Origin of the sequence: Pseudomonas sp. (assembly GCF_030147005.1) — a bacterium.
Classification (GTDB): domain Bacteria; phylum Pseudomonadota; class Gammaproteobacteria; order Pseudomonadales; family Pseudomonadaceae; genus Aquipseudomonas.
This window is the reverse complement of record NZ_JASLAW010000065.1, coordinates 1-26,953: the sequence shown is the minus strand read 5'-3', so window position 1 is coordinate 26,953 and position 26,953 is coordinate 1. Positions and strand designations below refer to the sequence as shown.

The window sequence follows — 26,953 nt, the reverse complement described above, 5'->3', positions numbered from 1 at the left end:
TTGCTCCCGCTGGACTGCGCAGCAGTCCCATTTTCTGGGGTCGCTTCGCGGCCCAGCGGGAGCAAGCTCCCTCGCCACAGGCCGACGGTTGCCTGCTCTAGCGCTTAACTGACTGGCATTGGGGCAAGCCCCCTCCCACATCACGCCCTGCAACGCAGGTTAACGCTTACTTCGAGACGGGCATCGCAAACTCCGCGCCCTGCTCGATACTCTCAGACCAACGCTGCATGATCGACTTCTGCTTGGTGTAGAAACGCACCCCTTCTGTGCCATAGGCATGCATGTCGCCAAACAGGCTTTTCTTCCAGCCGCCGAAACCGTGCCAGGCCATCGGTACAGGGATGGGTACGTTGATGCCGACCATGCCCACTTCAATGCGCCGCGCAAATTCGCGGGCGATGTTGCCGTCGCGGGTGAAGCAGCTCACGCCGTTACCGAACTCGTGGTCATTGACCAACTTCACCGCCTCGGCAAAGTCGTTCACGCGCACACAGGCCAGTACCGGGCCGAAGATCTCTTCGCGGTAAATGCTCATGTCCCGGGTCACGTGGTCGAACAGCGTGGCGCCAAGCCAGAAGCCGTTTTCCAGGCCGGGCTCGGTGGGCACGTAGTCACGGCCATCGAGCAGCAAGTGCGCGCCGGCTTGTACGCCTTGTTCGATATAGCCACTGATGCGCTCCAACGCCGCCCGCGACACGATCGGCCCCATCTCGGCTTTCAAATCGCGGCCATCGGTGATGCGCAGCGTCTTGGCGCGCTCGGTCAAGGCCGCAATGACTTTGTCCCCGACATCCCCCACCAGCACCGCCACCGAGATCGCCATGCAGCGCTCGCCGGCACTGCCGTAGGCGGCCCCCATCAGGGCGTCGACGGTGCGCTCGATGTCCGCGTCGGGCATCACCACCATATGGTTTTTCGCGCCACCCAGGCCTTGCACACGCTTGCCGTTGCGCGCGCCGCTCTCGTAGATGTATTGGGCAATCGGCGTGGAACCGACAAAGCTCACCGCCTTGACGTCCGGGTGTTCGATCAGCGCGTCCACCGCTTCCTTGTCGCCTTGCACCACGTTAAACACGCCTTTGGGCAAGCCCGCTTCACGCAGCAGCTCGGCCATGAACAACGAGGCGCTCGGGTCGGTGGGGCTTGGCTTGAGGATGAAGGTATTGCCGGCCGCGATGGCGATCGGGTACATCCACATCGGCACCATCACCGGGAAGTTGAACGGGGTTACGCCGGCCACCACGCCCAGCGGCTGGCGTATCGTCCAGTTGTCCATGCCACGGGAGACCTGGTCGGAATGCTCGCCCTTGAGCAGGTTGGGAATGCCGCAGGCGAATTCGAGGATGTCGATGCCACGGTCGACTTCGCCCTGGGCGTCGGTAAACACCTTGCCGTGTTCGGCGACGATGATGCGCGCCAGGTCGTCCTTGCGTTCACGTAGCAGGTGCAGGTACTGGAACAGCACACGGGCGCGGCGGATCGGCGGGGTGTCGGCCCAGTCGGCAAAGGCGGCCTGGGCGGCGGCGACGGCTTCGGCCACGGTCTGGCGACTGGCCAGGGCGACGCGTGCGGTGACTTCGCCGGTGGCTGGGTTGTAGACATCCTGATAGCGGTCATCGCGGCTCACGCGCTGGTCGTTGATGTAATGCTCGAGGGTAGTAGGCATGGCAGGCGATCCCGGTGGTTAGCGTTGGCCTACACCTTAGGCTTTCGCTTTGTTCCGAACCAGAGCAGAATCCTGAACTTATTGTGCACTCTGGCGAACAATGGCCCATGGAAAAATCTGAGATCGAAGGGCTGTGGACCCACATCCATTGGCTGTCCGTACTGGAAGAACAAGGCACCTACACCGCCGCCGCCGCGCGCCTCGGGGTGAGCAAGTCAGCGGTGAGCCAGCGTATTTCCGACCTGGAAAAAGCCACCGGCACCAGGCTGGTCACGCGCACCACGCGCAGCGTACGGCTGACCGACGCCGGGCTGTCATTAACCCGCGAGGTGCGCAGCGCTTATGAACACATCGCCCGCAGCTTCTCTTCGGTGCGCGACCTGGCCGGGGAAGTGCGTGGCCTGGTGCGGCTGACCGCCCCGGTGGCATTCGCCCGGCAACAACTGGTGCCGCACCTGCCGCAATTTTTGCAGCAATACCCGCAGGTGCGGATTCAGCTGGATGTGTCCGACGCCCTGAGTTCACTGGCCGCCGAAGGCTACGACCTGGCCGTGCGCCACGGTTTCCAGGTGCCCGAGACCCATGTGGCCTGGAAGCTCTGCGACACCGCCTCGGTGCTGGTTGCCACCCGCGACTACCTGCAGCGTCATGGCGAACCCGGCGAGCCGGGCGACCTGTCGGCTCACAACTGCCTGTTTTATCCACGCGGCACCGACCAGCCGGCCTGGACCTTCGAACGCGGCGGCAAACACATCGAACGCCTGACCATCCCCATCGCCGGCAGCTTCGCCACCAACAACAGCGAAGCCCTGCGCGACGCGGCGCTCAACCACCTGGGCATCGCCCTGCTGCCGGACTTCAGCGCCCATGCCGCGCTGGCCGAAGGCAAGCTGGTGCAGGTATTGAAAGGTTGGGCGCTCAAGGGCGCGTTTGCCGATGAGATCTACTTGATTCGCCCGTATTCGCCCCATGTGCCGAAGTCGGTGAGTGCGCTGGTGGGCTTTTTAAAGGCGCAGCTGGCCGGCGGGTTTCGATTCGTGGGCTAAAGCAGCACACAAAAAAAAGCCCGGCGACACACGCGGATGCGTCACCGGGCAAAGCAAGCGACCTGTTTCAGAAACGCGGTTTGACGGTTTTCCAGTCCAGTTGGTAGCGCTGCATCTGTTTCACATCATCGCGCTGACGGATACCGCAACTGAGGTATTGATCATGCAGCTTGCCCAACTGATCGTGGTCCAGTTCCAGGCCCAGCCCCGGCGCGCGGGTAATGCTCACGCAGCCGTCGACGATGGGCAGCTTGCCGCCCTTGATCACCTCCTCGTCCGGTTCCTGCCATGGGTAGTGGGTGTCGCAGGCGTAGTCGAGGTTGGGCACCGAGGCCGCTACATGGGCCATGGCCATCAGGCTGATGCCCAGGTGTGAGTTGGAGTGCATCGACACGCCCAGGCCAAAGGTGTGGCACATCTTCGCCAGCACTTGGGTGTCGCGCAGGCCGCCCCAGTAATGGTGGTCGGCGAGCACGATCTGCACGCTGTTCAACGCCACGCTGCGGCGGAACTCGTCAAAATCGGTCACCACCATATTGGTCGCCAGGGGCAAGCCGGTGCGTCTGTGCAGCTCGGCCATGCCATCCAGGCCGGGGGTCGGGTCTTCGTAATATTGCAGGTCATCGCCGAGCAGTTCGGCCATGCGAATCGAGGTTTGCAGGGACCAGTTACCGTTGGGGTCAATACGCAGCGGTACATCCGGAAACGCCTTTTTCAGCGCCTTGATGCAGCGCACCTCGTGCTCGGGCTCCAGCGCACCGGCCTTGAGCTTGATGCTTTTGAAGCCGTAGGTTTCGAGCATGCGTCGGGCCTGGGCGACGATCTGCGCTTCAGTCAGGGCCTCGCCCCAACTGTCGGGCTGGTAGGGCGAATCGATATGGTGGGCGTATTTGAAAAACAGGTAGGCACTGAACGGTATCCGGTCGCGAATCGCACCACCGAGCAGGTCCACCAACGGCACATTCAGCGCGTGCGCCTGCAGGTCGAGAAACGCTACTTCGAACGCCGAATAGGCATTGCTGACGGCTTTACTGGCATGGGAGCCCGGCGCCAGCTCCGCACCGGCAATGCTCAGCGGTTTGTGCGCAGCCACGGTGGCCTGGACGATAGCGCGCAGGCCGTTGAGGTCGAAAGGGTCCAGGCCGATCAGCTGTGGCTGCAGCTGTTGCTGGATCGCCAGCGCCGGTGCATCGCCATAGCTTTCGCCGAGGCCGATGTAGCCGGTGTCGCTTTCTATCTCGATGATCGAGCGCAACGCGAAAGGCTCGTGGATACCGCTGGCGTTCAGCAGCGGCGGGTCGCGAAAGGCAATCGGGGTGACGGTGACGCGGATAATTTTCAAGAGACGGCTCCCTGTGGACCTGGACGCAACGTGTGATGTGTCGTAGATGGGGTGGGCGGTGTACCGCCGCGCGGCGCGGTGCGGGCAAAGAACACCACCACCGCCGCCGCCAGCGAAGTGGCCGCCAGACCGTAGAGGCCGCCCTCGATGGAGCCTGTGGTCTGCTCCAGCAAACCGAAGGTGGTGGGCGCCACAAAACCGCCCAGATTGCCAACCGAATTGATCAAGGCAATCACCGCCGCCGCGATCCGCGCATCCAGGTAGCCCTGGGGAATCGGCCAGAATAGCGCCGAAGCGGCCTTGAAGCCGATCGCGGCAAAACAGATGGCGACGAAAGCAAACACCGGCCCACCGGTGGTGGACATAAACATGCCGAACGCGGCGATCACCAGCATCAGTGACACCCACGCCTGCTGGTGCTTCCATTTGCTGGCCAGCGAGGCAAAACCGTACATGGCGACGATGGAAATCAACCATGGGATTGAATTGAACAAGCCCACCTGAAAGTCACCCAGGTCGCCCATTTTCTTGATCATGCTCGGCAACCAGAACGTGGCGCCGTAAATGGTCAGGGCGATGGAAAAGTAGATAAAGCAGAACAGCGCGATCTGTGTGTCGGCCAGCAGTTTGAAGATCGACGGCCGCACGCTCTGGCTCGCCTCACGGGCCTGTTGCTCGAGTGCGATGGCACTGACCAGGGCGTGTTTTTCCGCGTCACTGAGCCACTTGGCCTGGTGGGGATGGGACTGCAACCAGAACCACACGAAGCCGCAAAGCACGATAGAGGCGAAGCCTTCGATCAGGAACATCCATTGCCAGCCATGCAGGCTCAAGCCGTTGACATTCAGCAACGCGCCCGACACCGGCCCTGAAATCACCGAGGCAATGGCCGAACCACTGAGGAAAACCGCCATCGCCTTGCCGCGCTCGCTGGCCGGCAGCCACTGGGTGAAGTAGTAAATGACGCCGGGAAAGAACCCGGCTTCGGCGGCGCCGAGAATAAAGCGCAACACGTAGAAACTGGTTTCTCCCTGTACAAACGCCATGCCCATCGCGGCCGCGCCCCAGGTGAACATGATGCGCGTCAACCAGGCCCTCGCGCCGTAGCGTTGCAGCAACAGGTTGGACGGTACTTCGAAGATCGCATAACCGATAAAGAACAACCCGGCGCCCAGGCCATAGGCCGCCGCGCCAATGCCCAGGTCGGTTTCCATATGGCTGCGCACGAAGCCGATATTGACCCGGTCGATGTAGTTGACGATGAACATCACCACGAACAACGGCAATACATGGCGCTTGACCTTGGCGGCGGCGCTGGCAAGCACGCTTGGGTCCGGCGCATTGTGAAGGGTATCCACAGGCAACTCCCTTTCATTATTTTTTTGGGGACAGCTCGATGATGGACGCCCGGTATTGTTCCCGTCTAATCTAACCTGGCATTCGATTGATACCGGAATTAGATCAATGTTTGAGCTGACGCAACTGCGCTGCTTCACCACCGTGGCCACCGAGCTGAACTTTCGCCGCGCCGCCGAGCGCCTCAACATGACCCAGCCGCCGCTGAGCCGGCAGATCCAGCTGCTTGAGCATCATCTGGGCGTGGCGCTGTTTGCCCGTACCACGCGCAGCGTCGCGCTGACCGCCGCCGGTCGGGCATTTTTCATCGAGGCGCAGAACCTGCTGGAGCGCGCCCAGCAAGCGGCGGTCACGGCACGGCGCTTTGCCGAGGGCGATATCGGCACGGTCAATATCAGCTTCGTCGGCAGCGCGGTGTATGAGTTTTTGCCCAAAGTGATCGCCGAGGCGCGGCTCAAGCAGCCTCACGTCAGGATCGACCTGTCCGAGATGAACACCTACCAGCAATACGAAGCCCTGCGCGCCCGGCGCATCGACCTGGGCATCGTGCGCGCGCCGCTGCTGGAGCCCGGCTACGCCACCGAATGCCTGGTGCGCGAGCCCTTTGTGCTGGCGGTGCCGAGCAGTCATCGGCTGGCCCAGGCAGAGGCCGTCAGCGTGCAGGACCTGGATGCGCAACCGTTCCTGATGTATGCCCATTCCGCCTACCCTCCATTCAATGAATTGCTCACCGGCCTGCTGCGCTCGGCCCGTGTAGCGCCGCAATATGTGCAGTGGCTGGGCTCATCGCTGACCATCCTGGCGCTGGTCAACGCGGGCATGGGCCTGGCCCTTGTGCCGCGTTGCGCCAGCAGTGTGGTGTTCAAGAACGTGGTTTTCCGCGATATCGACCTGGAAGGCGCGCAGAGCGAATTGCACCTGATCTGGCGTGAGCACAACGACAACCCGGCGTTCACGATGCTGCTCGAAGGTATCCGCCATGCCGTGGGCGACACCGTGCGCGCCGATTGACCCAATCCTGTTGAATACTTGCCTGATCCTCTGAATTTGCAGGCTATCGCATAGATAGCCCTTGCGCGGTGGACTAGAGTTCGACGATGGGCGACGTGCAGTCGCACCACTCCTATAAGAACCAAGCCACTTATGCACCACCAACCGATGATCAGCAGGTGAGTCGCCATGGAATTACGTATTAACCAACAGGCCTATCAGGTCGATGCCGACGCCGACACGCCGTTGCTGTGGGTGATCCGCGACGACTTGGGCCTGACCGGCACCAAATACGGCTGCGGGCTGGCCCAGTGCGGCGCGTGTTCGGTGCTGGTGGACGGCAACGTGGTGCGCTCGTGCGTCACGCCGGTGGCGGCATTGGTCGGTCGCGAGATCACCACCATCGAAGCCATTGAGGCCGATGAAGTGGGCAAGCGCGTGGTGGCGGCCTGGGTCGAGCGCCAAGTGGCGCAATGCGGTTATTGCCAGTCCGGGCAGGTGATGGCGGCCACGGCGCTGCTCAAGCACACCCCGACGCCTACCAGGGAGCAGATCAACGCGGCAATGGTCAACCTGTGCCGCTGCGGCACCTATAACGCCATCCATGCGGCGATGGATGACTTGGCCGCCGGGAAGGAGAGCGCTTGATGACCACTTCTCAGATCCTTCCCGGCGTCACCCTGGATGAGCCGATCAACCTGTCGCGTCGGCGCTTCCTGGCGAGTACCGCCGTCGGTGCGCTGGTGATCGGTTTCGGCCTGCCGCTGGGCGCGTCCCGGGTACAGGCCGCCACCGGCGCCGCCGAGCGCGGCACCCAGGTGCCGGCGTTCCTGGAGATCCGCCCGGACGGCAGCGTGCGCCTGCTCAGCCCCTTCATGGAAGGTGGCCAGGGCACGCACACCGCCATGGCGCAGATCATCGGCGAAGAGTTGGATGCTGACCCCGCCACGTTCGTGGTCGAAGCCGCCCCGCCCGGTGAGGCCTATGTGGTGATGGAAAACGGCATGCGCATCACCGGCGGCAGTATGTCGGTGCGCATGAGCTACCCGACCATGCGGCGCCTCGGCGCCCTCGCCCGTGCCATGTTGATGCAAGCCGCCGCAGAGCAACTCGGCGTGCCCGTAGCCCAACTCACCACCCAACCCGGCCGCGTGGTGCATGCCGCCTCGGGCCGCTCGCTGGGTTACGGCGAGTTGGCCGGTCGCGCCCTGGACATGCCCGTGCCCGACCCTGCCGGCATTACCCTGCGCGACCCGAGCCAGTTCCGCTGGATCGGCAAGCCGGTCAAGCGCCTGGACGCCTATGACAAATCCACCGGCAAGGCGCAGTACTGCATCGACCTGAAAGTCGACGGCATGCTCCATGCCGCCGTGCAGCACGCGCCGCGTCTGGGTATGACCGCAGGCACCCTGCGCAACCAGGCCCAGGTCGAGGCTATGAAAGGCGTGCATTCGGTGCACACCTTGCCCGGCGCCGTGGCGGTGGTGGCCGAACGCTGGTGGCACGCCAAGCGGGCCGTTGAAGCGCTCCAGGTGGACTGGCGCGAAGCCGCCGCCGACTCAAGCGTGCGCGTAATGCCGGCGGACTTTTCCAGCGACAAGCACCGCGACTTTCTCGCCGCTCAACAGGGCCCCGCCCGTGACGACGAGAACGAGGGTGACGTGGCCGCCACGCTGGCAAGCGCCAAGACCCGCGTCGACGCCACCTACCACAACCAATACCTCAACCACGCCCAGCTGGAACCGCCCTCGGCGCTGGCGCGCTATAACCCCGACGGCACCCTGGAGGTGTGGTTGCCGAACCAGGCGCCGGATATGTTCCGCGCCGACATCGCCAAGCGCACCGGCCTGACCCTCGAGCAAATCACCCTGCACTCACCGCTGCTGGGCGGTTTTTTCGGTCGGCATTTCCTGTATGACTCGGCCAACCCCTACCCACAGGCTATCGCCCTGGCCAAGGCCGTGGGCCGGCCGATCAAGCTGATCTGGAGCCGTGAGGAAGAGTTCGTGCGCGATGTGCTGCGCCCGCTCGCGGTGGTCAAGTTCCGCGCCGCGCTGGATGACAAAGGCCTGCCGGTGGCCATCGAAGCGGTGAGCGCCACCGAAGGCCCCACTGAAGCGATTGCCGGCAAACAGGGCGACAAGATCGACCCCACGGCCCTTGAGGGCCTGTCGGGCAAAAGTTATGCAATCCCCAACAAGCGCATCGCGCAGATCTACGTCAAAGGCCCGGCCATGCTCGGCTACTGGCGTTCGGTGGGCAATTCGTTGAACGACTTCTTCTACGAAGCGTTCCTCGATGAACTGGCGGACAAAGGTGGCCATGACCCGTACGAACTGCGCCGGCACCTGCTGCGCGACAATGCGCGGCTGACCACCCTGCTGCAGGCGGTGGGCGAGCTGTCCGGCGGCTGGAAGCGCGGGCCCTTCACCGCCGAAGACGGCAGCCGGCGTGCCCGTGGCGTGGCCATGGCTTCACCTTTCGGTTCCCACGCGGCGGTGATCGCCGAAGTGTCGATTGAGAACGGCCAGGTCAAGGTGCATGACATATGGCAGGCCATCGACCCCGGCAGCATCGTCAACCCGGCAATTATTGAAGCCCAGGTCAACGGCGCCGTGGCCTTGGGCCTGTCGCAAACGTTGCTGGAGGAAGCGGTCTACGTGGACGGCCAACCCCGTGCGCGCAACTACGATTTGTATCCGATCCTGCCGCCCTCACGCATGGCGCGGGTACACGTCAAGATCGTCGAGAGCGGCGAAAAGATGGGGGGCATCGGCGAACCGCCGCTACCGGCCGTGGCGCCGGCGGTCGCCAATGCGGTGGCCCGGTTGACCGGCCAGCGCATCCGCAGCTTGCCGTTGAGCCGCTACACCTTCAGCTAACCCACAGGGAACGTCCATGAACAACCGCCGATTCGCAAGAACCGCAGGCTGGCTGGCGCTGCCCTGCCTGGTCGTCGCAGGCCTGCTGGCCTGGTACGTCACCCGCGAGCCTGCCTCGCCGCTCGAACAGCCAACCGCCGGGCCTGTCGACCCGGCACTGGTCAGCCGTGGCGAGTATGTCGCGCGTCTGAGCGACTGCGTGGCCTGCCACAGCCTGCCGGGCAAAGCGCCGTTTGCCGGTGGCCTGGAGATGGCCACACCGTTGGGGGCGATTCATGCCACCAACATCACCCCCGACCGCGACCATGGCATCGGCAACTACAGCCTCGCCGACTTCGACCGCGCCGTACGCCACGGCGTGGCGCCGGGCGGGCGACGGCTGTACCCGGCGATGCCCTACCCCTCTTACGTAAAACTGAGCGACGACGACATCAAAGCGCTGTACGCATTTTTCATGAAGGGCGTGCAACCGGCCAACCAACCGAATATCCCCAGCGATATTCCCTGGCCGCTGAATATGCGTTGGCCCATCGCCCTGTGGAATGGCGTATTTGCACCCACCGCGCCCTACGCGGCCAACCCCGGCCAGGACGCGCTGTGGAACCGTGGCGCCTATATCGTGCAAGGCCCCGGCCACTGCGGCAGTTGCCATACGCCGCGCGGCCTGGCGTTCAACGAGAAGGCCCTGGACCAGTCCGGCGCACCGTTTCTGGCCGGCGCCTTGCTCGATGGCTGGTACGCACCGAGCCTGCGCCAGGACCCCAACACCGGGTTGGGCCGCTGGAGCGAGGCGCAGATCGTGCAATTCCTCAAGACCGGGCGCAACCAGCACACGGTGGTGTACGGCTCGATGACCGAAGCGTTCAACAACTCCACACAGTTCATGGCTGACGACGACCTGGCCGCCATCGCCCGCTACCTCAAATCCCTGCCCGGCGACCCGCAGCGCGACGGCACGCCCTGGCAGTATCAAGCCGTGGCCGCCGAGGCGCGCCAGAACGCCCCCGGCGCCCATACCTATGCGACCCGCTGCGCCTCCTGCCATGGCCTGGACGGCAAGGGCCAGCCGGAGTGGATGCCGCCTCTGGCCGGGGCCACTTCGGCGCTGGCCAAGGAAAGCGCCTCGGCGATCAACCTCACCCTCAACGGTTCGCAACGGGTGGTGGCCGCCGGGCTGCCGGACGCCTACCGCATGCCGGCGTTCCGCGAGCAACTGTCCGATCAGGAGATCGCTGATGTGCTGAGCTACGTGCGCAGTAACTGGGGCAACCACGGTGGCGCGGTCGATGCGAAGGCGGTGGGCAAGTTGCGCGGGCATACCGACCCGGCGAGCAGCAGCCCGATCATTTTGCATATGCGTTGATATACAGCGATCCGATGTGTGAAGGAGCAAGCCCTGATGCCAGTCAGTTAAGAAAGAGCGCTGTACTGTGGCGAGGGAGCTCGCTCGCGCTGGACTGCGCAGCAGTTCCATTTCCTGGGGCCGCTTCGCGACCCAACGGGAGCAAGCGCTCTCGCCACCGGTCACAGGTTGTCCGCTCTAGCGCTTGACCGACAGGCATTGGGGCAAGCCCTCCACACAGGACGGGGCTGGCCTACTTGCTCTCGTCGGCCTTGCCTTCCTGCATCTGCACCGACGACTTGCTACCGCTGGTATTGCCCTTGGTGGTGTTATCGGAATTGTCGAAACAGCCGTGCAGCAAAAACACACTGCAAAGGCTCAGACACATATAAAGCTTTTTCATAGGAACACCTGTTGGCGATTGGGTAAATGAATGGAAAAAGCCGTCAGCCCTTGCTGCATGTGGCCCACACCCGCACCCGAACGTTCCCTGCGGAGGCTGTGCGACTGACGAATGGCTTGCCATTAACTTGCTAGCATTTACGTGTAGGAAATTTGAGCTAACCTTCATCCGCTCAGGCCTGTTAACCGGTGACCCCATGGACACGTTGACCAAAGCGGAAATCGAGCACGCCCTCTCACAGCGGCTGCCCAATTGCCGCGTCACTTGCATGATCAATCCAGACAGCAGCCTGTCCGTCACGGTGCTCGCGCCCGACGCCAATCAGTTCACCATCGCCACTATCAACCGTGCCCGCTACAACGGCGAGTCAGGCACCAACCGGCTCGTACGGGACATCCTGGAAGACATGGTGGTCTCACGCAAAACGTCCCACCTTTCACCCGGGGGCTAAATGCAGCTCAACGAACAGAACGAGGCTTGCCATGCCGGACTCCACTGGTACACCGTCGCAACATTGCAAAATCGATTACCTTCAAGACACGCTGCTCGGCGTCAACCCGCTCTCCCATGAATGCACGGCGCAGATTACCGAGAACGGCGAGCGCCTGACCCTGCGCATCCCGTCGCCGTGGCCCAAAGCGTTGCCGAAGGCCCATACCGTTTCGATCACGGCCGCACACCGCACCTATCACGGTGTGCTCGTGGACGCCCAGGCGTGCGGCACCGATGAACTGTTGTTGAACATTGAACGCCAGCCCGGGCCGGCCGAGAGCCGCTGACCGCTAACCCCGCTCACCCGCCAATGCACGCTGGTGAAAATGGGTCAGCCACTTCAACGCGTGCAGCGTCGCTTGAAGCTGCACGTTTTCACGGGACCCCATGAAGCGCTCCTTGCGGCTGAACACGCTCAGCCTGTTCTCGATCCGATAAGCCCAGGCAAAACAAATCGTGCCCGCGGGAATGCCATCCATATCATCCGGGCCGAGCAGGCCGGTGGTGGCGACTGCGACCTCTGCCGAACTGTCTCGCAAGGCGCCCTCGGCCATCTCGCGAGCGACTTCACAACTGGTGAGGTTGAAGGTGTCAATCGTGTACGCGCGCACGCCCAACAGGCGCTGTTTGGCCTGCGGCGAGTAGACGACATAGCCACTCTCGATGCACGAGCCGCCGCCCTCTACCTCCGACAGCAACGTGATGATCTTGCCCGCCGTGCACGACTCGGCGCTGGTCAGGGTGAGCTGGTGTTTTTTCAGGTAGTCGATGGTGGAAACGGCTATCTCCATGGTGTTGCTCTCCTGTATTCAAAAGGTTGCAAGGTAGTCGGCCAATGTCAGCGCACAAGCCTCAATCGCGCCATCCACAATCAGCTCATAGCCGTGGGTATTTTCCGTTGGAATCGCCAGGCAACCGCCGCACGCCGAGGTGCCGTTACTCATGACGGCGCTGGCATCGGAGGCAAAATCCACCAGCAGCGCATATTGAGGCGCGTAACCGCAGCGTTGCGCGGCGGCCGCCAGGCCGGTCACCACGGAGCGTGTGTAATAGCCTTTGAGGTCACCCGTATTGACGATCGGATCGACGCCCAGGCAGGTGCCGTATTCGCTCATGACCGGGCCGACCTCCACCGCGATGGTGGTATCGGCCGGCAGTGTTCGCGCCGCATACATCGCACCGGCATTGCATTCTTCTTCCAGGGTGGTGAAGACAAAATACACATCGCACGCAAGTTCCTCCCGGCGCCGGTCCAGGCACTGCGCGCCATGGAGTACAGCGGCAATGGGCGCGCGGTCATCCAGAAAGTGCGCGGCAATCGCATCCCCCACTCGAAACGGCGCACGCCAATGGCGGCTCAGCGTGACGCGACTGCCGGGGCGCACGCCGTAGTCATGCAAGGTATCGACTGAGCAACGGGTGATCACATGCACGTCATTCCAGTGCACATTCCCTGACAGCACATCGGCGCCCTGGGGCGCATTGCCGGTCGCGTGCATCGAACCAAAAGACAGCACACCCGGAATGATCTGGTGATCGCCCAGTATGTCCACCGGGCACATGCCGAAATTCACCGGGTTGGCGCCGCCCAACGCGGTCACCCGCAACGTGCCGTCGGTGTCGACATGCTTGACCACCATGGCGATCTCATCCATATGCGCCATGACGCTGACCGCGCGCCTGGGTTCGCCATCGCCCTGCGTGCCTCTGATCAGGCCGATAACATTACCGGCAGGGTCCACCCAGGTTTCGTCACAGAGCGGCCGCAGACGCTCCAGGCAAATGGCGCGCACCTCATCCTCCTGGCCGCCGGGACCACGGGCGAGCAACAGTTGATGAAGCAATTGAGCGATGGCGTCCGTTGCGGTCGGGGCGTTGTGGGCAGGTCGAGCATCGTCTGGCTGGGGCTGCATTCGGGGTGGTCTCCATTCGCGCGATTGAACACTTATAAAAAATGACCCGGTACGGCGAACGGATGTTCCACAAATCTTCCTGCTCGCACAGGCAGGCGCATAAATTCGGTTGAACACCCACTTCGGCAGGCTTTCTAGATGTGTTCCAGAACCGCCCATGGAGGGATTCCCGAATGATCACAACCCGCCTGCAACCCGCGCTGCATTCGCTGTGCCTGGCGATCTCCATTGCCACGCTGACCGCCTGCGCCGGCAACGACTCCGCGTCAAACGTCGTCGCGCCCGGTGAGGCCAAATCACCCAGTACCCGCACACTGGATGCCGGCGCCGCCCTGCTGCAATCGCGCCCGCCCATTGATGCACTGAATGCCTACCTGGACGGCTTTCACTTCTACAACGGCCATCCCGACGTGCAGATGGAAGCTCATCACTACTGCGCCATCCTCAACGAAGAGGTGATCCAGTGCGTGATTTACGACGGCAACCGCAAGGACGCCAAGTTGATGGGCGTGGAGTACATCATCAGCGAACAGTTGTTCAACACGTTGCCGACGGCCGAAAAAGCCTTGTGGCACAGCCATGTGCATGAGGTGAAGTCAGGCCAACTGGTCGCCCCCGGTATCCCCGAGGTGGCCGAACACGCGCTGATGGAAAAACTGGTGCATACCTACGGCAAGACCTGGCACACCTGGCATACCGACCTGCACAAGCGCCTGCCCTTGGGTGTGCCCCAATTGATGATGGGGTTCACCGCGGACGGCCAGGCCGATCCGAAAATGGTCGCCGAGCGGGATAAGCGCTTGGGGGTCGACAGTGCCGACAAAAAGGCCAATCGCGCCGACATCCCCGCTCCGCCGATCGCGCCCGGTGCGGACGCCTGGCGCCAGGGCAACGTCATCCAGATCGTCGACCCTACCCACACCAACCACCAGCACTGACGGCGGCAGCCGGTCATTTGGATTGAACGATCACTTGCCGGCGCTTGCCACACAATAACCGGGGTGCATCAGTCGCCCTTCATATGAGGAGTCCACACATGTCTTATGAGCATCAAGGCACTGCCAGCGTCATCACGGCTTCCCGTCATTTAGGCACCGAAGCGGACGAACGCCTGAACGACAACGTCGACATAAAGATGACCAGCAGCGGTAAACCCACTCTGGTTCGCCTGGACTTTTCCAGCCCATTGGAATGGCCCGGCAACCCCAATTTCGTCACGGTCAATTTAGCCGACGGCACCTCCGTCAGTGGCGTGATAGCGGCGCTGGAACGCCCGGCCGACGGCGCAGGCTGGGTCACGTTCACCGTGGACGATTAAGGCTGCGCGCACCTCATCGCTTTGTCCGACAACTTCTTTGAATTATTTATGGCGCCAAATATCTGTAGTTCATGAGCATAGGGAGGCCTCATGAAAAACAACGAGCTATTTACCATCAATTATCAACTTCACGGCAGGCCCAGGTCCTTCATCGTGCGAGCGGCGCGCATGAATAATGCGGAAGCATGGCACTGGGCCAGCTGCGATGCCGGCGTGGCGATCATCCCCAGGTTCGGGCAAAACAACCTCAAGCGCGTCTCCAAACCGATGGCGGAGAAGTACGGCATCACGGACGTGCACTGGTGCGGTGCGGCGCAGATTCAGTGGGCGGAGGGCGTGACACAATGAACGGTCAAGTGCTGGGTTATACAAAGCGTCAGGCAGTGGATAACGAGGTGGCGCAAAACACCCAGATGTTTTTCGAAGCGGATCGACTCGATGCGCTCGCGTACAAAATCATCGAATCCTATAGCGGCGATGCGACGACTTGGGCGCGCTTCACCGAGGCAAAGAAAATCGCCGATGCGCAGCGTACCGCCGCTTATCAAGAGTGGATGCGTATTCATCGGGCGAGAAAAAAGTAAACGCCTTCGCGTGGCGAGAGCACTCGCTCCCTCGCCACGGGTTAGGCCAGTCAGGCATGCCCCTGGCCACCAGGGGCATGCCTGAGTTCACAGGATCGGCTTGCCGCCGGTGACGCCATAGCGTTCGCCCGAGATATAACTGCCCTCATCCGAGGCCAGCAGCACATAGATAGGTGCCACTTCCACCGGTTGGCCGGGGCGTCCCAGCGGGGTGTTGCCACCGAAATCCTTCACCATGTCGTCAGTCATCGTCGACACGATCAGCGGCGTCCAGATCGGTCCCGGCGCCACGCTGTTCACGCGTATCCCGCGCTCACCCAGCATCTGCGCCAGGCCTGCGGTAAAGTTCGCAATCGCACCCTTGGTGGCCGCATACGGCAGCAGCGACGGGTTGGGCATGTCGGAGTTGACCGAGGTGGTGTTAATGATCGAGCTGCCCTCCGCCATGTGCGGCAGCGCCGCCTTGCAGATCCTGAACATGGCGGTGATGTTGATGTTGAAGGTTTTTACCCAGTCTTCGTCAGAAATGTCTTCCAGCGATTGATAGGTCATCTGGTACGCCGCGTTGTTGACCAGCACATCAATACGCCCGAATTCTTTCACCGTGTCGTTAACGATGGCGCTGCACTGCGCGGCATCGCCCAGGTCACCGGGCAACAGCAGGCATTGACGCCCCGCCGCCTCGACCCAGCGCGCGGTCTCCTTGGCATCCTCATGCTCGTCCAGATACGACACGGCAACGTCCGCGCCTTCGCGAGCGAAGGCAATCGCCACCGCACGCCCGATACCGCTGTCGGCGCCGGTGATCAAGGCAATCTTGTTCGCCATTCGGCCGGAGCCTTTGTAGCTTTGCTCACCGCAATCGGGCATCGGCTCCATCTTGCGCTGGTCGCCGGGAACGGGCTGCCGCTGTGGCTTGAAGGGTGGTTTTGGGTAGTTAGTCATCGGATTCCCTCCTGTGTGTGGTTAGTGTTGCGAGGGCTCGCCGAGCACGATAGTTCAGAGCAATTTTCAAAAAATCAGATGACCGTGCCACTGGGTGCGCACCGCTCGTCCGACTGAACAAACCTTCTACGATGCGCGCCCGTCGACTGAAGAGGGCTGCCCGAGGGAGCATCGATTGATGTCGAAGCGTTCTGTTACAACCCCCTTTTCGGCTATATTCCGCATGTGTTTATCCCTCATCTCGATCATTTTCATGCCCTGCGCAGTTAACCAAGGTTGGTATTTATGAAGTCTGCCCCTTCGCGGTCGCCTAACGTTCCGCAACGCAGGGATCGAATCCCCAGCGACCTGAACTTTCCGGTCGTGGGTATTGGCGCATCAGCGGGCGGCTTGCAGGCGGTGAAGGCGTTTTTCGAACACATGCCCCAAGACTGCGGCATGGCCTTTGTGGTGATCCTGCACCTGTCCCCCGATCATCAAAGCGTGGCGGATAAAATCATTCAGGAGTCGACCGCTCTGCCGGTGCTGCAGGTCACTGACACAACGGCCATCGAAGAAAACCGGGTGTACGTGATTTCGCCTGCGCTGCACTTGTTGATGAATGATGGCTATTTGAGGGTCACGCCGTCGGTGCGCGAGGGGGGCTCGCATATCGCCATCGACCTGTTTTTTCGCGACCTGGCCGACACTCATAAAGAACACGCGTTTTGCGTGATCCTGTCGGGCACCGGCTCGGATGGCGCGGTAGGGCTTTCACGTATCAAGGAACAGGGCGGCGTCACTCTGGTGCAATCGCCGGAAGACGCGGAGTTCGACGGCATGCCACTGGCGGCTATCGAAACCCAAATGGCCGACCTGGTGCTGCCGGTGGTGGAAATGCCGCAAAAACTGCTGGACCTGTGGCACAACGCCCAGTCCATCATCCTGCCCACCGCCAATGACCCGGAGATCAAAACCACGCCCCCCGCGACTGAACGTGACGCGGCAGTGGCGGAACAGTTGCTGCTGGATATCCTGATTCAACTGCGGCTCAGCACCGGTCACGACTTCAAGCATTACAAGCGGGCCACGGTACTGCGTCGCATCGAACGACGCCTGCAGGTCACTGCCCAGCCCGACCTGGGCAGCTACTACGAATACCTCCAGGCGCACCCGGAAGAAACCAAAGCATTGCTCGGCGACATGCTGATCGGTGTGACCAACTTTTTCCGCGACCGTGAGGCCTTCGAAGCGCTCGAACGCGATGTGATTCCCAACCTGGTGAAGTCACTGGAAGACAGCGTCCCCAAGCGCGAAGAGGTGCGCATCTGGTCGGCCGGTTGCTCAACTGGCGAAGAGGCCTACAGCCTGGCGATGCTGGTTGCCGAGCAACTGGCCCTGGATGCCAGCGATGCAAAAATGCAGGTGTTCGCCACCGATATCGATGAGCGCGCGATTAACCATGGGCGTAACGGCGTTTACCCGGAAGCGATCATTACCGACGTGCCGCCGCCGCGCCTGCGCCAGTACTTCGCCAAGGAAAAAAACCAACACTATCGGGTGCGCAAGGAGATCCGTGAAAAAGTGCTGTTCGCCAAGCACAGCCTGTTGACTGACCCGCCCTTCTCGCAGATCGACCTGATCGTGTGCCGCAACCTGTTGATCTACCTGGACCGTGAAGTGCAGCGCGACATCCTGCAAATGTTCCACTTTGCGTTGCGCCCCGGTGGCTACCTGTTCCTCGGTTCCTCGGAGTCAGCCGACGGTTGCCTGGATCTGTTCGTGCCGGTGGACAAGCGCAACCGCATCTTTCGCGTACGTGCCGGTTCGGCGGCCATGCGTCGCGCGCCCACGATGCCGCGCGGTGGCTACCTGCGTCCGAACGCCACGACCGCTGCCGCGCAGGTCAAGGTGCCGAACAAGATCTCGTTCGCCGACATTCACTTGCGCGCACTGGAGAAGGCCGCGCCGCCCAGCGTTGTTGTGGATATGCAGGCCGACATCCTGCACATGAGCGAAGGCGCGGGCCGCTTCCTGCGCCATGTGGCCGGGGAAATGACCCGCAACCTGCTGGCCCTGGTGCACCCGGACCTGCGCCTGGATATCCGCACGACGCTGTTCCAGGTCCAGCAAGCGGGCGTGGCGGTGACGTCGCGCAAAGTGCGGATCGAGCGCGAGCATGCTCACTACCTGATCGATGTCACCGCCCTTCCCTACCGGGACGAAGCCACCGAAAGCGATTATGTGCTGGTGATTTTCCAGGAGACTGAAGTCGACCCGCAGCACGCCGAAGGGACCGCCACCGACCATGCCGAAAACCTGGTGATGAGCAACCTGGAGCGGGAGCTGCAACGGACCAAGCTGCATCTGCAGGACACCATCGAGCAGGCCGAAGTCTCCAGCGAAGAGCTCAAGGCGTCCAACGAAGAAATGCAGGCGGTCAATGAAGAATTGCGCTCGGCCACCGAAGAGCTGGAAACCAGTAAGGAAGAGTTGCAGTCGATCAACGAAGAACTGCTGACGGTCAATTTCGAACTCAAGACCAAGGTGGAGGAGACCGACAAGGTCAATGACTACCTGACCAACCTGATCGCCTCCACCGATATCGCTACCGTGTTCGTCGACCGCAATATGCGCATCCGCTGGTTCACCCCACGGGCCACCGACCTCTTCAACATGCTGCCGGTGGACACCGGGCGCTCGCTGATGGACATCACCCATCGCCTCAGTTACCCGGAAATGACCGACGATGCCTCGACGGTATTCGAGTCGCTGAGCATCATCGAACGTGAAATCAGCAGCAAGGACGACCGCTGGTACATCGCGCGCCTGCTGCCCTACCGCTCCAGCGAAGACCACATCGACGGCACAGTGTTGACCTTTATCGACATCACCAAGCGGCGCCAGGCCGAAGAAGAACTGCGCCTGGGTGAAGAGCGCATGCGCCTGGTCGCCGACAGCACACATGACTTTGCCATCATCATTCTGGATGACCATGGCGCCATTACCGACTGGAACACCGGGGCCGAGCTGATCTTCGGCTACACCAAGCAGGAAGTGCTCGGTGCCTATTACGATTTGATTTTCTCGCCCGAGGACCGCACCGCCGGCATCCCGGAAAGCGAGCTGCGCGCCGCCCGCGAACACGGGCGCGGCGAAGATGAGCGCTGGCATGTGCGCAAGGACGGCACCCGTTTCTATTGCAGCGGTGAAGTCACCCAGCTGACCAGCAACAGCCTGCAAGGCTACGTCAAGATCGCCCGTGACCTCACCGGGCACAAGCGCACCCAGGATGAGCAGAGTCAGCGGCTGATGGAAACCCAGACCACCAGCCACCTAAAGGATGAGTTCTTCGCGGTGATGTCCCACGAACTCAAGCATCCGTTGAACCTGATCCAACTGAACGCCGAGCTGTTGCGGCGCCTGCCGGCCACCAAGGCCGCAGGCCCGGCGCTGAAGGCGGTAAACACCATCTGCGAGGCGGTTTCCAGCCAGGCGCGCATCATTGATGACCTGCTGGATGTGGCCAGGGTGCGCACCGGCAAGCTCAAACTGAAAAAACAGCCGATCGACCTGATCCGCACGCTGGAAGATATCTACGCCGTGGTGCTCGCCGACAACCATGGCTACCGGATAACCCTGCAAAAACCTGCGGCTCCGGAGGCCTTGTTCATCGACGCCGACCCTACGCGCCTCGAACAGGTGATCTGGAACCTGGTCAATAACGCGCTGAAATTCACCCCGCAAAACGGTCGCGTGCAGTTGGTCGTCAGCCGTACCGAGGGCTATGCGCGGCTGGACGTGATCGACAGCGGCGCCGGGCTCGCCGAAGACAACCTGGAAAAGATCTTCGACCTGTTCGGGCAGGCGGCAAATCAACACCAGACCCATCAACGCGAAGGGCTGGGTATTGGCCTTTCCCTGGTACGGCAACTGGTCGAAGCCCACGATGGCACGGTCAGCGTGTACTCCAAGGGCTTGGGTTTTGGGTGCACCTTCTCGATATCGCTACCGCTTAGCGCGCAACAGGACTGCCTGCCGCTCCTCGACGCCACGGCGCCTTCGGACGAGCCCCTGGCGGGCGTCAAGGTGCTGCTGGTGGACGACTCCCGGGATGTGCTTGAAGTGCTGAATATGCTGCTGGAAATGGAAGGCGCACAAGTGAGTGCTTTCGATGACCCGTTGCAGGCTCTGGAAGCGGCCCGCGAAACGGCTTACGACCTGATTATTTCGGACATCGGCATGCCGAACATGAACGGCCATGAACTGATGCAACAATTGCGACAGATCAGCCACCTTCAGCAAGTACCCGCCATCGCCCTGACGGGATACGGTGCCAGCAGTGACCAGAAGAAAACCGCTGACTCAGGCTTCAGCACCCATGTCAGCAAACCTGTCACCCATGACGCACTGATCAGCTTGATTGAAAGCCTGCGCCGTTAGCGGCGCCAGGCCGGGTCATTCGTAAGGGATCACCGAGATCTTGCCGTTGCGCTCAAGGATCGCGAAGCGGATCTGTTTGATCTCGAGAATACCCTGGGCCGACCGCGCCGCCTCCAGAATGTCGTCTTCATCCAGGCGTGCGCGCTTGAGGCGTTCGTGGAGTACGCGGCCCTGTTCGACCACCACGGTCGGCCCGCCATCGAGCAAGCGTGACACCCACAACGAACGCTGCTTGACCAATGAAAAACCGATGTCGATAGCGATCAGCGTGACGATCACCAGCACCGCATTGGTCAGCGAGAAATCATCGCCCAGCAACGCCTGCTGAGTGGCCTCGCCAATCACCATCAACAACACCAGGTCGAAGGTGGTGAGCTCTGCAAGAGAGCGCCTGCCGGCGATCTTGAACAGTATCAGCAACACCAGGTAAATCGCCGCCGCCCGCAAGACTGAATCCATGAGTGCCTCTAGGGATAAATGAACTGGGACACGTCCACCGTCGCGCCGTTGACCAGCGATACTCGGGTGTCGAAGTTGCCGACGCCGTCACTGCGCAAGGTCAAATACAGCGTAGCCCGCCCTTGATCGTCGCTCAGCGTCCACAGCTTAACCCCCTCTCCCGCCGTGCTGGCCTTGAGTGGCGGGGGCTGGAGCATTTCCACGTCGAAGCCCTGCAACAGCTCACCGTTGATTTCGACTTCCAGCGGCGTGCGCGCAGTGCCTTGCGCATGGATCACCAACGCGTCGGAGGAACCATTGCGCAGGAAGCGCTGGTACTCGACGCGCAGCTGCCCATCGGCGCTGCGCACCTGGGTGGTACTCAACGGCCCTTTGGAGAACAGCCCCGCCAGCGTCAGTACGATCAGCACGACCAGCCCGTACCACCCCAGCCGCTCGAAGCGCCAGACCTTGCGTTGCAAACGCATGTCCTCACGTACCGGATAGTCGCGGCTGTGCAGGTCGCCAGGCTCTGACTCACGCATACCCCGCCCCTCTTTTTTCAGCCCTTGCTGTGCTCCGGCGAGGACGGCCCTTTCGTCACACCGCGCGGGCCGGACACTGCCCATATCACCGCGCCGAGGAACGGCAGCAGGACCACCACGGCGGTCCATCCGGCCTTGCTCCCCGAGGAATTTTCGCTACGCCACACGCTGTTGAGGACCCACAGGTCGAGCAACAACAGAATGATCATCAGGCCGATCCAGAAATACGTTACTTGCATGGTGCACCTCCCGTTTATGAAGCATTAGGTTTGCACGGCGCTCGTAGGGTTCAGAATTTTTGGGCTGACGGCTGCTGAATCTAAATAAACGATAGTTTGAACGGAACTGAATCGTTGAATTGATCGATATTTCAATGGCAACCAAATTGATACCGCTGCGGTTCCGGCCGGTCCCACCTCTATCGGATATCGGAACCTGTTGAAGAAGGACTTACGCCATGCAATACAACGACACTTACACTCAACGACTGGCCTGCCGCGACTTGGCACTGGAACAGAACCAGAAACTCTTCAATGAGGCCAACGCTCTTAGCCGCAGCGCATTCGACCTGCTGGAGCGCGCCGATTTCGATAGCGACATGTTCATTGAATACCTGCGCCTGCGCGGCAAGGCCCAAGCGCTGTTCTGTGAAGCGATAGACCACCTGGGCGTGCTCAATACACATTTTCCGCCGCACGCACCACGCGTGGCGGTTGAGCATCCGCAAGTTGGCCGTGAAAAGGAGGCAGCATGATGAATAACGCACAGCGCGCCTGGGAGCTGGCGATGGTATTGGTCGCCAATGGCAAGATCCCGTTCGACCCGGCCAACCCAAGCGGGTCGGTAAAGATTCTTTCGCGACATTTGGAGGCGCTGGAAACGGCGTTGCATGAGGAAGCGATAGCGAATACGCCGGTTGAGCGCCTGCGCAAACTGGGCAGTCGCCGTTCGGCGTTGGCGTGTGCCGACTGAGCGTAGACACAGATGATTAAACAGGTGGGTTAGTCGGGAAAGGTCCTCTTCAGCTCAGCGCACATCCATTGCGCCCTGCCGCTTTCGCGCTGTAAAGCGCCTTATCCGCCGCCTCGATCAAACCGAGCGCGGGCTCCAGCTCAACGCCCGCTCTCGTCGCAATGCCGATGCTCACGCTCACCCGCCCGTATGGGCTATCCGGGTGGGCGATATTGGCCTGCAGCAGCCGATCAAGGATCAGGTGCGCCACCACGGCCGCGCCGTCGCTGTCGGTGGCGGGCATGATGATCGCTATTTCCTCTCCGCCGTAACGCGCCACCAGATCCGACGGGCGTCGCACGCACGTTTGCAACAGGCTGCCGACCTTCTGCAGGCAGGCATCGCCGGCGACATGACCGAGGGCATCGTTGTAGCGTTTGAAATAGTCGATATCGATCATCAGCAATGCCAGCGTCGCGCCGTTGCGTTGTGCCCGGCGCGCTTCCAGGGCCAGCGCCTCATCGAAGCAGCGACGATTGGCCAAGCCAGTTAGTGCGTCCTTCATCGCCAATAACTCAAGCTGTCGATTGGACTCGAGCAATTGTTGCTGGGCGATACACAGCGCCTCTTCGGCCAGGGTTCGTCGGCGGATATCGAGGATCAGAAACCAGCCGATCAACCCCGTCAGCCCCAGCAGCCCCGCCACCACCACCGCCGACAACGCGGCTTCCATACGCCAGGCCGCCAGCGATTCGTGTTTGCCCAGGGCGACGGTGGTGATCAACGGCAGGCTTTCGCTTTTGCGAAAGGCATACAGCCTCGCTACCCCATCCAGGCTTGAGGTGTGCGACGCGGTGCCGACGGAGCGGTCGACCAGGTACTGGGAATAGATCGGCGAGCTGGAAAAGTTACGGCCCATGTCCTGCTCGCGAAAGGGATAACGCACCAGCAAGGTGCCATCGGTATACGACAAACCGATCGCGCCGTCCTGGCCGACGTCGAGTTTGCCGAACACACGCAAAAAGTTTTCCACCCCCAGCGTCACAGCCACCACCCCGGCAAAGTTGCCGGCCGCGTCATTGAAGCGACGGCTGATGGTAACCACCCACTCCTGATTGATATGGCTCTGAATTGGCGGGCCAATAAAAGGTTCACGGCTCGGATCGTCGCGGTGATGGATGAAATAGGTGCGTGCGCTGCTGTTGGCACCTACCGGAATCATGCGGTTGGACGACATCAGCCAGCGGCCCTGCTGGTCATAGATGGTGATGCCGCTGAGTTGCGGCATCAGCGGCTGCTGGAGACGTATCAACGCGCTGATGCGCTGGACCTGCGCCGGGCCGGTGCCTTCGGTTTCCAGGCGTTCGACCAGCCCCAGCAACAGCAGCGCGCTTTGCCGCACGATACCTTCGGTGTAGGTAGTGAGCGCCTGGGTGAGGTTCAGGCCATGCACATCCACTTCCGCCAGCGCACGCTCACGGGAAGACAAGACTTTCCAGATCGTTAACGACGTCAGGGAACAGCCGATCACCAACAGCAAAAGCATCACAAGACGGGTATCGCGCTTCACGTCAGCACCTTAAGCACTCCGGTTTCCATTCCAGCCATCATTCGAACGCCGGTACTCAAAGGGGCCACCGGTTCCGGGGCGCAAGCATACAAGCAGTCCGGCGGAGCCGCAGCAACGGCGTGCGCACAGGTTCGTGCGGGTTGCAGACGGCGCCAGGCGAGGGTCATCGCCAGCCGCAGGCGCGGTTTATCAATGTTCAAACAGCACACTGCAACTAACCTTGGCGGCAGGAACGCCACTATTTCAATATCAACTTTCGCTCTTTCACGCTGTAAAAAGTTATACGAAGCGGCATGGAAATTATCGGTCTTGTACAAGTTTCTTTATACACACTACCGTTCATCGCCATTTCCAAAAAATTTCAAAACATCTGCCTGCCTGCTCTAATCCGAATAGATGTCCATTGCATCAATGGGCAACTAGCGAAACGACAACTGAACTTGGAGTATTGTTATGACCACTAGCAATAAAAACCCTGGTAACTTCGCTAATGATCGCGAGAAGGCTTCGCAGGCGGGAAAGAAAGGTGGCCAGGCATCGGGCGGCAACTTTGCCAATGACCGCGAGAAAGCGTCGGAAGCGGGCCGTAAAGGCGGCCAAAATAGCCACGGTGGTGGACGCAAGTCATAACTAGGAGGCGGCACCGCTGCTCCGTTCCTTTATAAAAGGGCATCAATCATGCGAGCGTCAATTGATTACCAGCGTGGCGAGTTACACCGCCAGCCGGTCGTGGAAGTGCGAACTGAGGCAAGGACCGGCGTGCGCGCCAACACCACTGCGTGTTATGAACGCCGGCAAGTCGCTGAACTCGCCGAAGCCACGGTCGGCGCGCCGCAAACACCACCACTGTGTGAAAGAAACCTGTAGCCCGTGCGGCTAAGTGTAAGTTTCCTGCAAGATCGAAGTGAACGTTTTATTACCGACATAACGACGAGGTGACTGAACATGAGTACTCAAGACAGAAACGGCCAGATGAGCGTCAATGAAGCCGGTAAGAAAGGTGGCGAAGCCACTTCCGCTTCCCATGACAAAGAGTTCTATCAAGAGATTGGCAGCAAGGGTGGCCAAAACAGCGGCGGTAACTTCAAGAATGATCCCGAACGCGCCGCCGAAGCCGGTAGCAAAGGCGGTCAGAACAGCGGGGGCAATTTCAGGAACGATCCTGAACGCGCCGCCGAAGCCGGTAGCAAAGGTGGCCAGAACAGCGGGGGTAATTTCGCCAACGACCGGGAGAAAGCCTCCGAAGCCGGGCGTAAAGGCGGCGAAAACAGCCATGGTGGCGGCCGCAACAGTTGATGTGCTTGATGCAGGGGAGCAAGGCTCCCCTGCTTTCATTGACGAGGGACACTATGCCTTTACACGTTATTAATTTTACCGGCCCTGTTACCGCCTCAACCTGCAGCCAACTGATCGAGAAAGCCTCGCTGGCCGTGCAGCAAGGTGCCTCGGGCCTGGTCCTGAACATCGCGACCATGGGCGGCGAATGCAGCTACGGGTTTACGATGTACAACTTCCTGCTCTCCCTGCCGATCCCGGTGCATACCCATAACCTGGGCACGGTGGAATCAATGGGCAATATCATTTTTCTCGCGGGTGAACGCCGAACGGCCTGCACCCACAGCAAATTCCTGTTCCATCCATTTCACTGGCATGTGCAAGGCGCGGTCGATCATTCGCGCATGTCCGAATACGCCATGAGCCTCGATTACGACTTGCAGCTGTATGCGCGCATTGTGGCCGAGCGCACCCTGGATGCGGCTGAACAGCTGGAAACGGAAAAGTACCTGATCGCTGCACCGCGCATTCTTGATCCGCACCAGGCGCTCGCGACCGGCCTGATCCATGGGATCGAACCGCCGGTCATCAAGGCGGAGTTCGTGAGCAGCTTCATACATTCCTGACGCCGGGCGCTGCGCTGTCGGACGTTGATGTCGCACTCTGATACTGGCATTAAAACATCAACTAAGCGCTTGTTTGAAATTCGCATGTTTAAGGGTTGAAAACATCCGTCCATTAATGAATGGTGGCACATCATTCAGGGAGGGATCGATGTGCCCGACTCACAAGCGAATCGCCGGTGCATTCAATGCAAACAGCCCTATGACTCGACCACGGAGGAACCTGCATACCTGGTGTCGACAGCGTCTGAAATGCTCTGCCCGGCATGCAAACAGCGGTATCTGGCCGAATTCATGGAAGAGGCGCTTCAACGCAGCGTCCAAAAGCTGTACAGCCTGCAGGAACGTCGAGGAAAACAGTAGGATTTAGACCCATCACTCAAGCATCCGAATGAATGCGAGCATGCATACAATCAATTCATTAAGGTGGAGGCGGCACATACGGTTTTGCAACAAATGGAACACTGCCGGACGTGCGCCATCTTACATTTTCAATGCCATAGCGCTCCGCAAGCGGTTTGCTTATACGCTTTATCTTTTCATTGCGCGACCGTGGAATGATGCCGATCCCTACATCGCAACATGCCCAATGCCACGCCTCCGCGTTATTCATGACGTCCGCCCTTATAATGAAAGACTTCGGTTCATGGTGATAGTCGTATTCGATGATGTATAGAGAATTTTTCATAACTGCTCCTTCTGATTTTTTGTGGCTTGATCAGAACGAAGGTTCAGAATTTTTTCCAAACTAAATAACGACCTTATTCACATGTTGCGCTCCTGTAACCGAGAGACCATTCGTCGGCAGTTCATGAAAAAAAATAAACCCCCGCTACTTTTTTTCTTTCTC

General features: G+C 60.9%; 31 protein-coding genes. 18 read left to right on the top strand and 13 right to left on the bottom strand.

Annotation, left to right across the window (positions count from 1 at the left end):
- Positions 1 to 166: 166 nt before the first annotated feature.
- Positions 167 to 1,666, bottom strand: a complete 1,500-nt coding sequence (locus Q1V60_RS06405; RefSeq protein ID WP_300628498.1) for a CoA-acylating methylmalonate-semialdehyde dehydrogenase — start codon at positions 1,664 to 1,666, stop codon at positions 167 to 169.
- A gap of 107 nt (positions 1,667 to 1,773) precedes the next feature.
- On the opposite strand from Q1V60_RS06405, the gene Q1V60_RS06400 reads away from it, so the two are divergent.
- Complete coding sequence (locus Q1V60_RS06400; RefSeq protein WP_300628497.1) at positions 1,774 to 2,712, top strand: LysR family transcriptional regulator; 939 nt, start codon at positions 1,774 to 1,776, stop codon at positions 2,710 to 2,712.
- A gap of 67 nt (positions 2,713 to 2,779) precedes the next feature.
- On the opposite strand, the gene Q1V60_RS06395 is transcribed toward Q1V60_RS06400, so the two are convergent.
- Together Q1V60_RS06395 and Q1V60_RS06390 are read right to left on the bottom strand one after the other, a co-directional pair.
- The gene (locus Q1V60_RS06395; protein ID WP_300628496.1) at positions 2,780 to 4,054 is read right to left on the bottom strand and encodes a glucarate dehydratase family protein; all 1,275 of its coding nucleotides are present in this window, start codon (positions 4,052 to 4,054) and stop codon (positions 2,780 to 2,782) included.
- Positions 4,051 to 5,412 (bottom strand): MFS transporter, encoded by a 1,362-nt coding sequence (locus Q1V60_RS06390; RefSeq protein WP_300628494.1) that lies wholly within the window; start codon positions 5,410 to 5,412, stop codon positions 4,051 to 4,053. Before Q1V60_RS06390 ends, Q1V60_RS06395 begins: the two co-directional genes overlap by 4 nt.
- Before the next feature lie 106 nt (positions 5,413 to 5,518).
- On the opposite strand from Q1V60_RS06390, the gene Q1V60_RS06385 reads away from it, so the two are divergent.
- From Q1V60_RS06385 to Q1V60_RS06370, 4 genes are all read left to right on the top strand, one after another.
- A complete protein-coding gene (locus Q1V60_RS06385; protein ID WP_300628492.1) occupies positions 5,519 to 6,421 on the top strand; it encodes a LysR family transcriptional regulator in 903 nt (300 codons plus the stop codon).
- A gap of 168 nt (positions 6,422 to 6,589) precedes the next feature.
- Complete coding sequence (locus tag Q1V60_RS06380; RefSeq protein WP_300628490.1) at positions 6,590 to 7,048, top strand: (2Fe-2S)-binding protein; 459 nt, start codon at positions 6,590 to 6,592, stop codon at positions 7,046 to 7,048.
- Complete coding sequence (locus tag Q1V60_RS06375; RefSeq protein WP_300628489.1) at positions 7,048 to 9,282, top strand: molybdopterin cofactor-binding domain-containing protein; 2,235 nt, start codon at positions 7,048 to 7,050, stop codon at positions 9,280 to 9,282. The genes Q1V60_RS06380 and Q1V60_RS06375 overlap by 1 nt, the downstream gene beginning before the upstream one ends.
- A 16-nt stretch (positions 9,283 to 9,298) precedes the next feature.
- Positions 9,299 to 10,645 (top strand): cytochrome c, encoded by a 1,347-nt coding sequence (locus Q1V60_RS06370; protein WP_300628486.1) that lies wholly within the window; start codon positions 9,299 to 9,301, stop codon positions 10,643 to 10,645.
- Between the two features lie 232 nt (positions 10,646 to 10,877).
- Here the strand turns inward: Q1V60_RS06370 and Q1V60_RS06365 are convergent, their stop codons facing one another.
- Entirely contained in the window at positions 10,878 to 11,027 is a 150-nt protein-coding gene (locus Q1V60_RS06365; protein WP_300628485.1) for a hypothetical protein, read from the bottom strand.
- Positions 11,028 to 11,223: 196 nt separating this feature from the next.
- On the opposite strand from Q1V60_RS06365, the gene Q1V60_RS06360 reads away from it, so the two are divergent.
- Positions 11,224 to 11,478, top strand: coding sequence for a hypothetical protein (locus Q1V60_RS06360; protein WP_300628484.1), 255 nt, complete (start codon positions 11,224 to 11,226; stop codon positions 11,476 to 11,478).
- A gap of 31 nt (positions 11,479 to 11,509) precedes the next feature.
- The gene (locus Q1V60_RS06355; protein ID WP_300628482.1) at positions 11,510 to 11,806 is read left to right on the top strand and encodes a hypothetical protein; all 297 of its coding nucleotides are present in this window, start codon (positions 11,510 to 11,512) and stop codon (positions 11,804 to 11,806) included.
- 3 nt (positions 11,807 to 11,809) lie between these two features.
- On the opposite strand, the gene Q1V60_RS06350 is transcribed toward Q1V60_RS06355, so the two are convergent.
- On the bottom strand, positions 11,810 to 12,310 hold the full coding sequence (locus Q1V60_RS06350) for a CinA family protein (RefSeq protein WP_300628481.1): 501 nt from the start codon (positions 12,308 to 12,310) through the stop codon (positions 11,810 to 11,812).
- 18 nt (positions 12,311 to 12,328) lie between these two features.
- The gene (locus tag Q1V60_RS06345; RefSeq protein WP_300628479.1) at positions 12,329 to 13,432 is read right to left on the bottom strand and encodes a M42 family peptidase; all 1,104 of its coding nucleotides are present in this window, start codon (positions 13,430 to 13,432) and stop codon (positions 12,329 to 12,331) included.
- A gap of 173 nt (positions 13,433 to 13,605) precedes the next feature.
- On the opposite strand from Q1V60_RS06345, the gene Q1V60_RS06340 reads away from it, so the two are divergent.
- The 4 genes from Q1V60_RS06340 to Q1V60_RS06325 all read left to right on the top strand — a co-directional run bounded on the left by Q1V60_RS06340 (position 13,606) and on the right by Q1V60_RS06325 (position 15,334).
- Positions 13,606 to 14,370: an OBAP family protein gene (locus Q1V60_RS06340; protein ID WP_300628478.1), complete on the top strand. Its 765-nt coding sequence runs from the start codon at positions 13,606 to 13,608 to the stop codon at positions 14,368 to 14,370.
- Positions 14,371 to 14,468: 98 nt separating this feature from the next.
- Positions 14,469 to 14,750: a hypothetical protein gene (locus Q1V60_RS06335; RefSeq protein ID WP_300628477.1), complete on the top strand. Its 282-nt coding sequence runs from the start codon at positions 14,469 to 14,471 to the stop codon at positions 14,748 to 14,750.
- A 90-nt stretch (positions 14,751 to 14,840) separates the two neighbouring features.
- A complete protein-coding gene (locus Q1V60_RS06330) occupies positions 14,841 to 15,098 on the top strand; it encodes a DUF6555 family protein (protein ID WP_300628476.1) in 258 nt (85 codons plus the stop codon).
- The gene (locus Q1V60_RS06325) at positions 15,095 to 15,334 is read left to right on the top strand and encodes a hypothetical protein (RefSeq protein WP_300628474.1); all 240 of its coding nucleotides are present in this window, start codon (positions 15,095 to 15,097) and stop codon (positions 15,332 to 15,334) included. The genes Q1V60_RS06330 and Q1V60_RS06325 overlap by 4 nt, the downstream gene beginning before the upstream one ends.
- An 87-nt stretch (positions 15,335 to 15,421) precedes the next feature.
- Here the strand turns inward: Q1V60_RS06325 and Q1V60_RS06320 are convergent, their stop codons facing one another.
- Entirely contained in the window at positions 15,422 to 16,279 is an 858-nt protein-coding gene (locus tag Q1V60_RS06320) for an SDR family oxidoreductase (protein WP_300628472.1), read from the bottom strand.
- A gap of 285 nt (positions 16,280 to 16,564) precedes the next feature.
- Between Q1V60_RS06320 and Q1V60_RS06315 the strand changes: the two genes are divergently transcribed.
- A complete protein-coding gene (locus Q1V60_RS06315; protein WP_300628471.1) occupies positions 16,565 to 20,701 on the top strand; it encodes a CheR family methyltransferase in 4,137 nt (1,378 codons plus the stop codon).
- A 15-nt stretch (positions 20,702 to 20,716) separates the two neighbouring features.
- On the opposite strand, the gene Q1V60_RS06310 is transcribed toward Q1V60_RS06315, so the two are convergent.
- Genes Q1V60_RS06310 through Q1V60_RS06300 form a run of 3 tightly spaced genes read right to left on the bottom strand, consistent with a single transcriptional unit; the run spans position 20,717 to position 21,923 of the window.
- Positions 20,717 to 21,160 carry a YetF domain-containing protein gene (locus Q1V60_RS06310; protein ID WP_300628469.1) on the bottom strand — a complete coding sequence of 148 codons (444 nt, stop codon included), beginning with the start codon at positions 21,158 to 21,160 and terminating at the stop codon, positions 20,717 to 20,719.
- 8 nt (positions 21,161 to 21,168) lie between these two features.
- Positions 21,169 to 21,684 carry a hypothetical protein gene (locus tag Q1V60_RS06305; RefSeq protein ID WP_300628467.1) on the bottom strand — a complete coding sequence of 172 codons (516 nt, stop codon included), beginning with the start codon at positions 21,682 to 21,684 and terminating at the stop codon, positions 21,169 to 21,171.
- Positions 21,685 to 21,701: 17 nt separating this feature from the next.
- On the bottom strand, positions 21,702 to 21,923 hold the full coding sequence (locus Q1V60_RS06300; RefSeq protein WP_300628465.1) for a PLD nuclease N-terminal domain-containing protein: 222 nt from the start codon (positions 21,921 to 21,923) through the stop codon (positions 21,702 to 21,704).
- Positions 21,924 to 22,141: 218 nt separating this feature from the next.
- Here Q1V60_RS06300 and Q1V60_RS06295 point away from each other — a divergent pair, with 218 nt between their 5' ends.
- On the top strand, positions 22,142 to 22,438 hold the full coding sequence (locus Q1V60_RS06295; protein WP_300628464.1) for a hypothetical protein: 297 nt from the start codon (positions 22,142 to 22,144) through the stop codon (positions 22,436 to 22,438).
- Complete coding sequence (locus Q1V60_RS06290; protein ID WP_300628463.1) at positions 22,438 to 22,656, top strand: hypothetical protein; 219 nt, start codon at positions 22,438 to 22,440, stop codon at positions 22,654 to 22,656. The genes Q1V60_RS06295 and Q1V60_RS06290 overlap by 1 nt, the downstream gene beginning before the upstream one ends.
- Positions 22,657 to 22,705: 49 nt before the next feature.
- On the opposite strand, the gene Q1V60_RS06285 is transcribed toward Q1V60_RS06290, so the two are convergent.
- Positions 22,706 to 24,205 (bottom strand): GGDEF domain-containing protein, encoded by a 1,500-nt coding sequence (locus Q1V60_RS06285; RefSeq protein WP_300628462.1) that lies wholly within the window; start codon positions 24,203 to 24,205, stop codon positions 22,706 to 22,708.
- Positions 24,202 to 24,522 (bottom strand): hypothetical protein, encoded by a 321-nt coding sequence (locus Q1V60_RS06280; RefSeq protein ID WP_300628461.1) that lies wholly within the window; start codon positions 24,520 to 24,522, stop codon positions 24,202 to 24,204. The genes Q1V60_RS06285 and Q1V60_RS06280 overlap by 4 nt, the downstream gene beginning before the upstream one ends.
- A gap of 136 nt (positions 24,523 to 24,658) precedes the next feature.
- Between Q1V60_RS06280 and Q1V60_RS06275 the strand changes: the two genes are divergently transcribed.
- The 4 genes from Q1V60_RS06275 to Q1V60_RS06260 all read left to right on the top strand — a co-directional run bounded on the left by Q1V60_RS06275 (position 24,659) and on the right by Q1V60_RS06260 (position 26,106).
- Positions 24,659 to 24,835 carry a general stress protein gene (locus tag Q1V60_RS06275; RefSeq protein WP_003190478.1) on the top strand — a complete coding sequence of 59 codons (177 nt, stop codon included), beginning with the start codon at positions 24,659 to 24,661 and terminating at the stop codon, positions 24,833 to 24,835.
- A 48-nt stretch (positions 24,836 to 24,883) separates the two neighbouring features.
- Positions 24,884 to 25,072 (top strand): hypothetical protein, encoded by a 189-nt coding sequence (locus Q1V60_RS06270; RefSeq protein WP_300628458.1) that lies wholly within the window; start codon positions 24,884 to 24,886, stop codon positions 25,070 to 25,072.
- Between the two features lie 78 nt (positions 25,073 to 25,150).
- Positions 25,151 to 25,501, top strand: a complete 351-nt coding sequence (locus Q1V60_RS06265; RefSeq protein WP_300628456.1) for a general stress protein — start codon at positions 25,151 to 25,153, stop codon at positions 25,499 to 25,501.
- A 53-nt stretch (positions 25,502 to 25,554) separates the two neighbouring features.
- Positions 25,555 to 26,106 carry an ATP-dependent Clp protease proteolytic subunit gene (locus Q1V60_RS06260; RefSeq protein ID WP_300628454.1) on the top strand — a complete coding sequence of 184 codons (552 nt, stop codon included), beginning with the start codon at positions 25,555 to 25,557 and terminating at the stop codon, positions 26,104 to 26,106.
- 418 nt (positions 26,107 to 26,524) lie between these two features.
- Here the strand turns inward: Q1V60_RS06260 and Q1V60_RS06255 are convergent, their stop codons facing one another.
- The gene (locus Q1V60_RS06255) at positions 26,525 to 26,791 is read right to left on the bottom strand and encodes a DUF6555 family protein (protein ID WP_300628453.1); all 267 of its coding nucleotides are present in this window, start codon (positions 26,789 to 26,791) and stop codon (positions 26,525 to 26,527) included.
- Positions 26,792 to 26,953 lie beyond the last annotated feature (162 nt).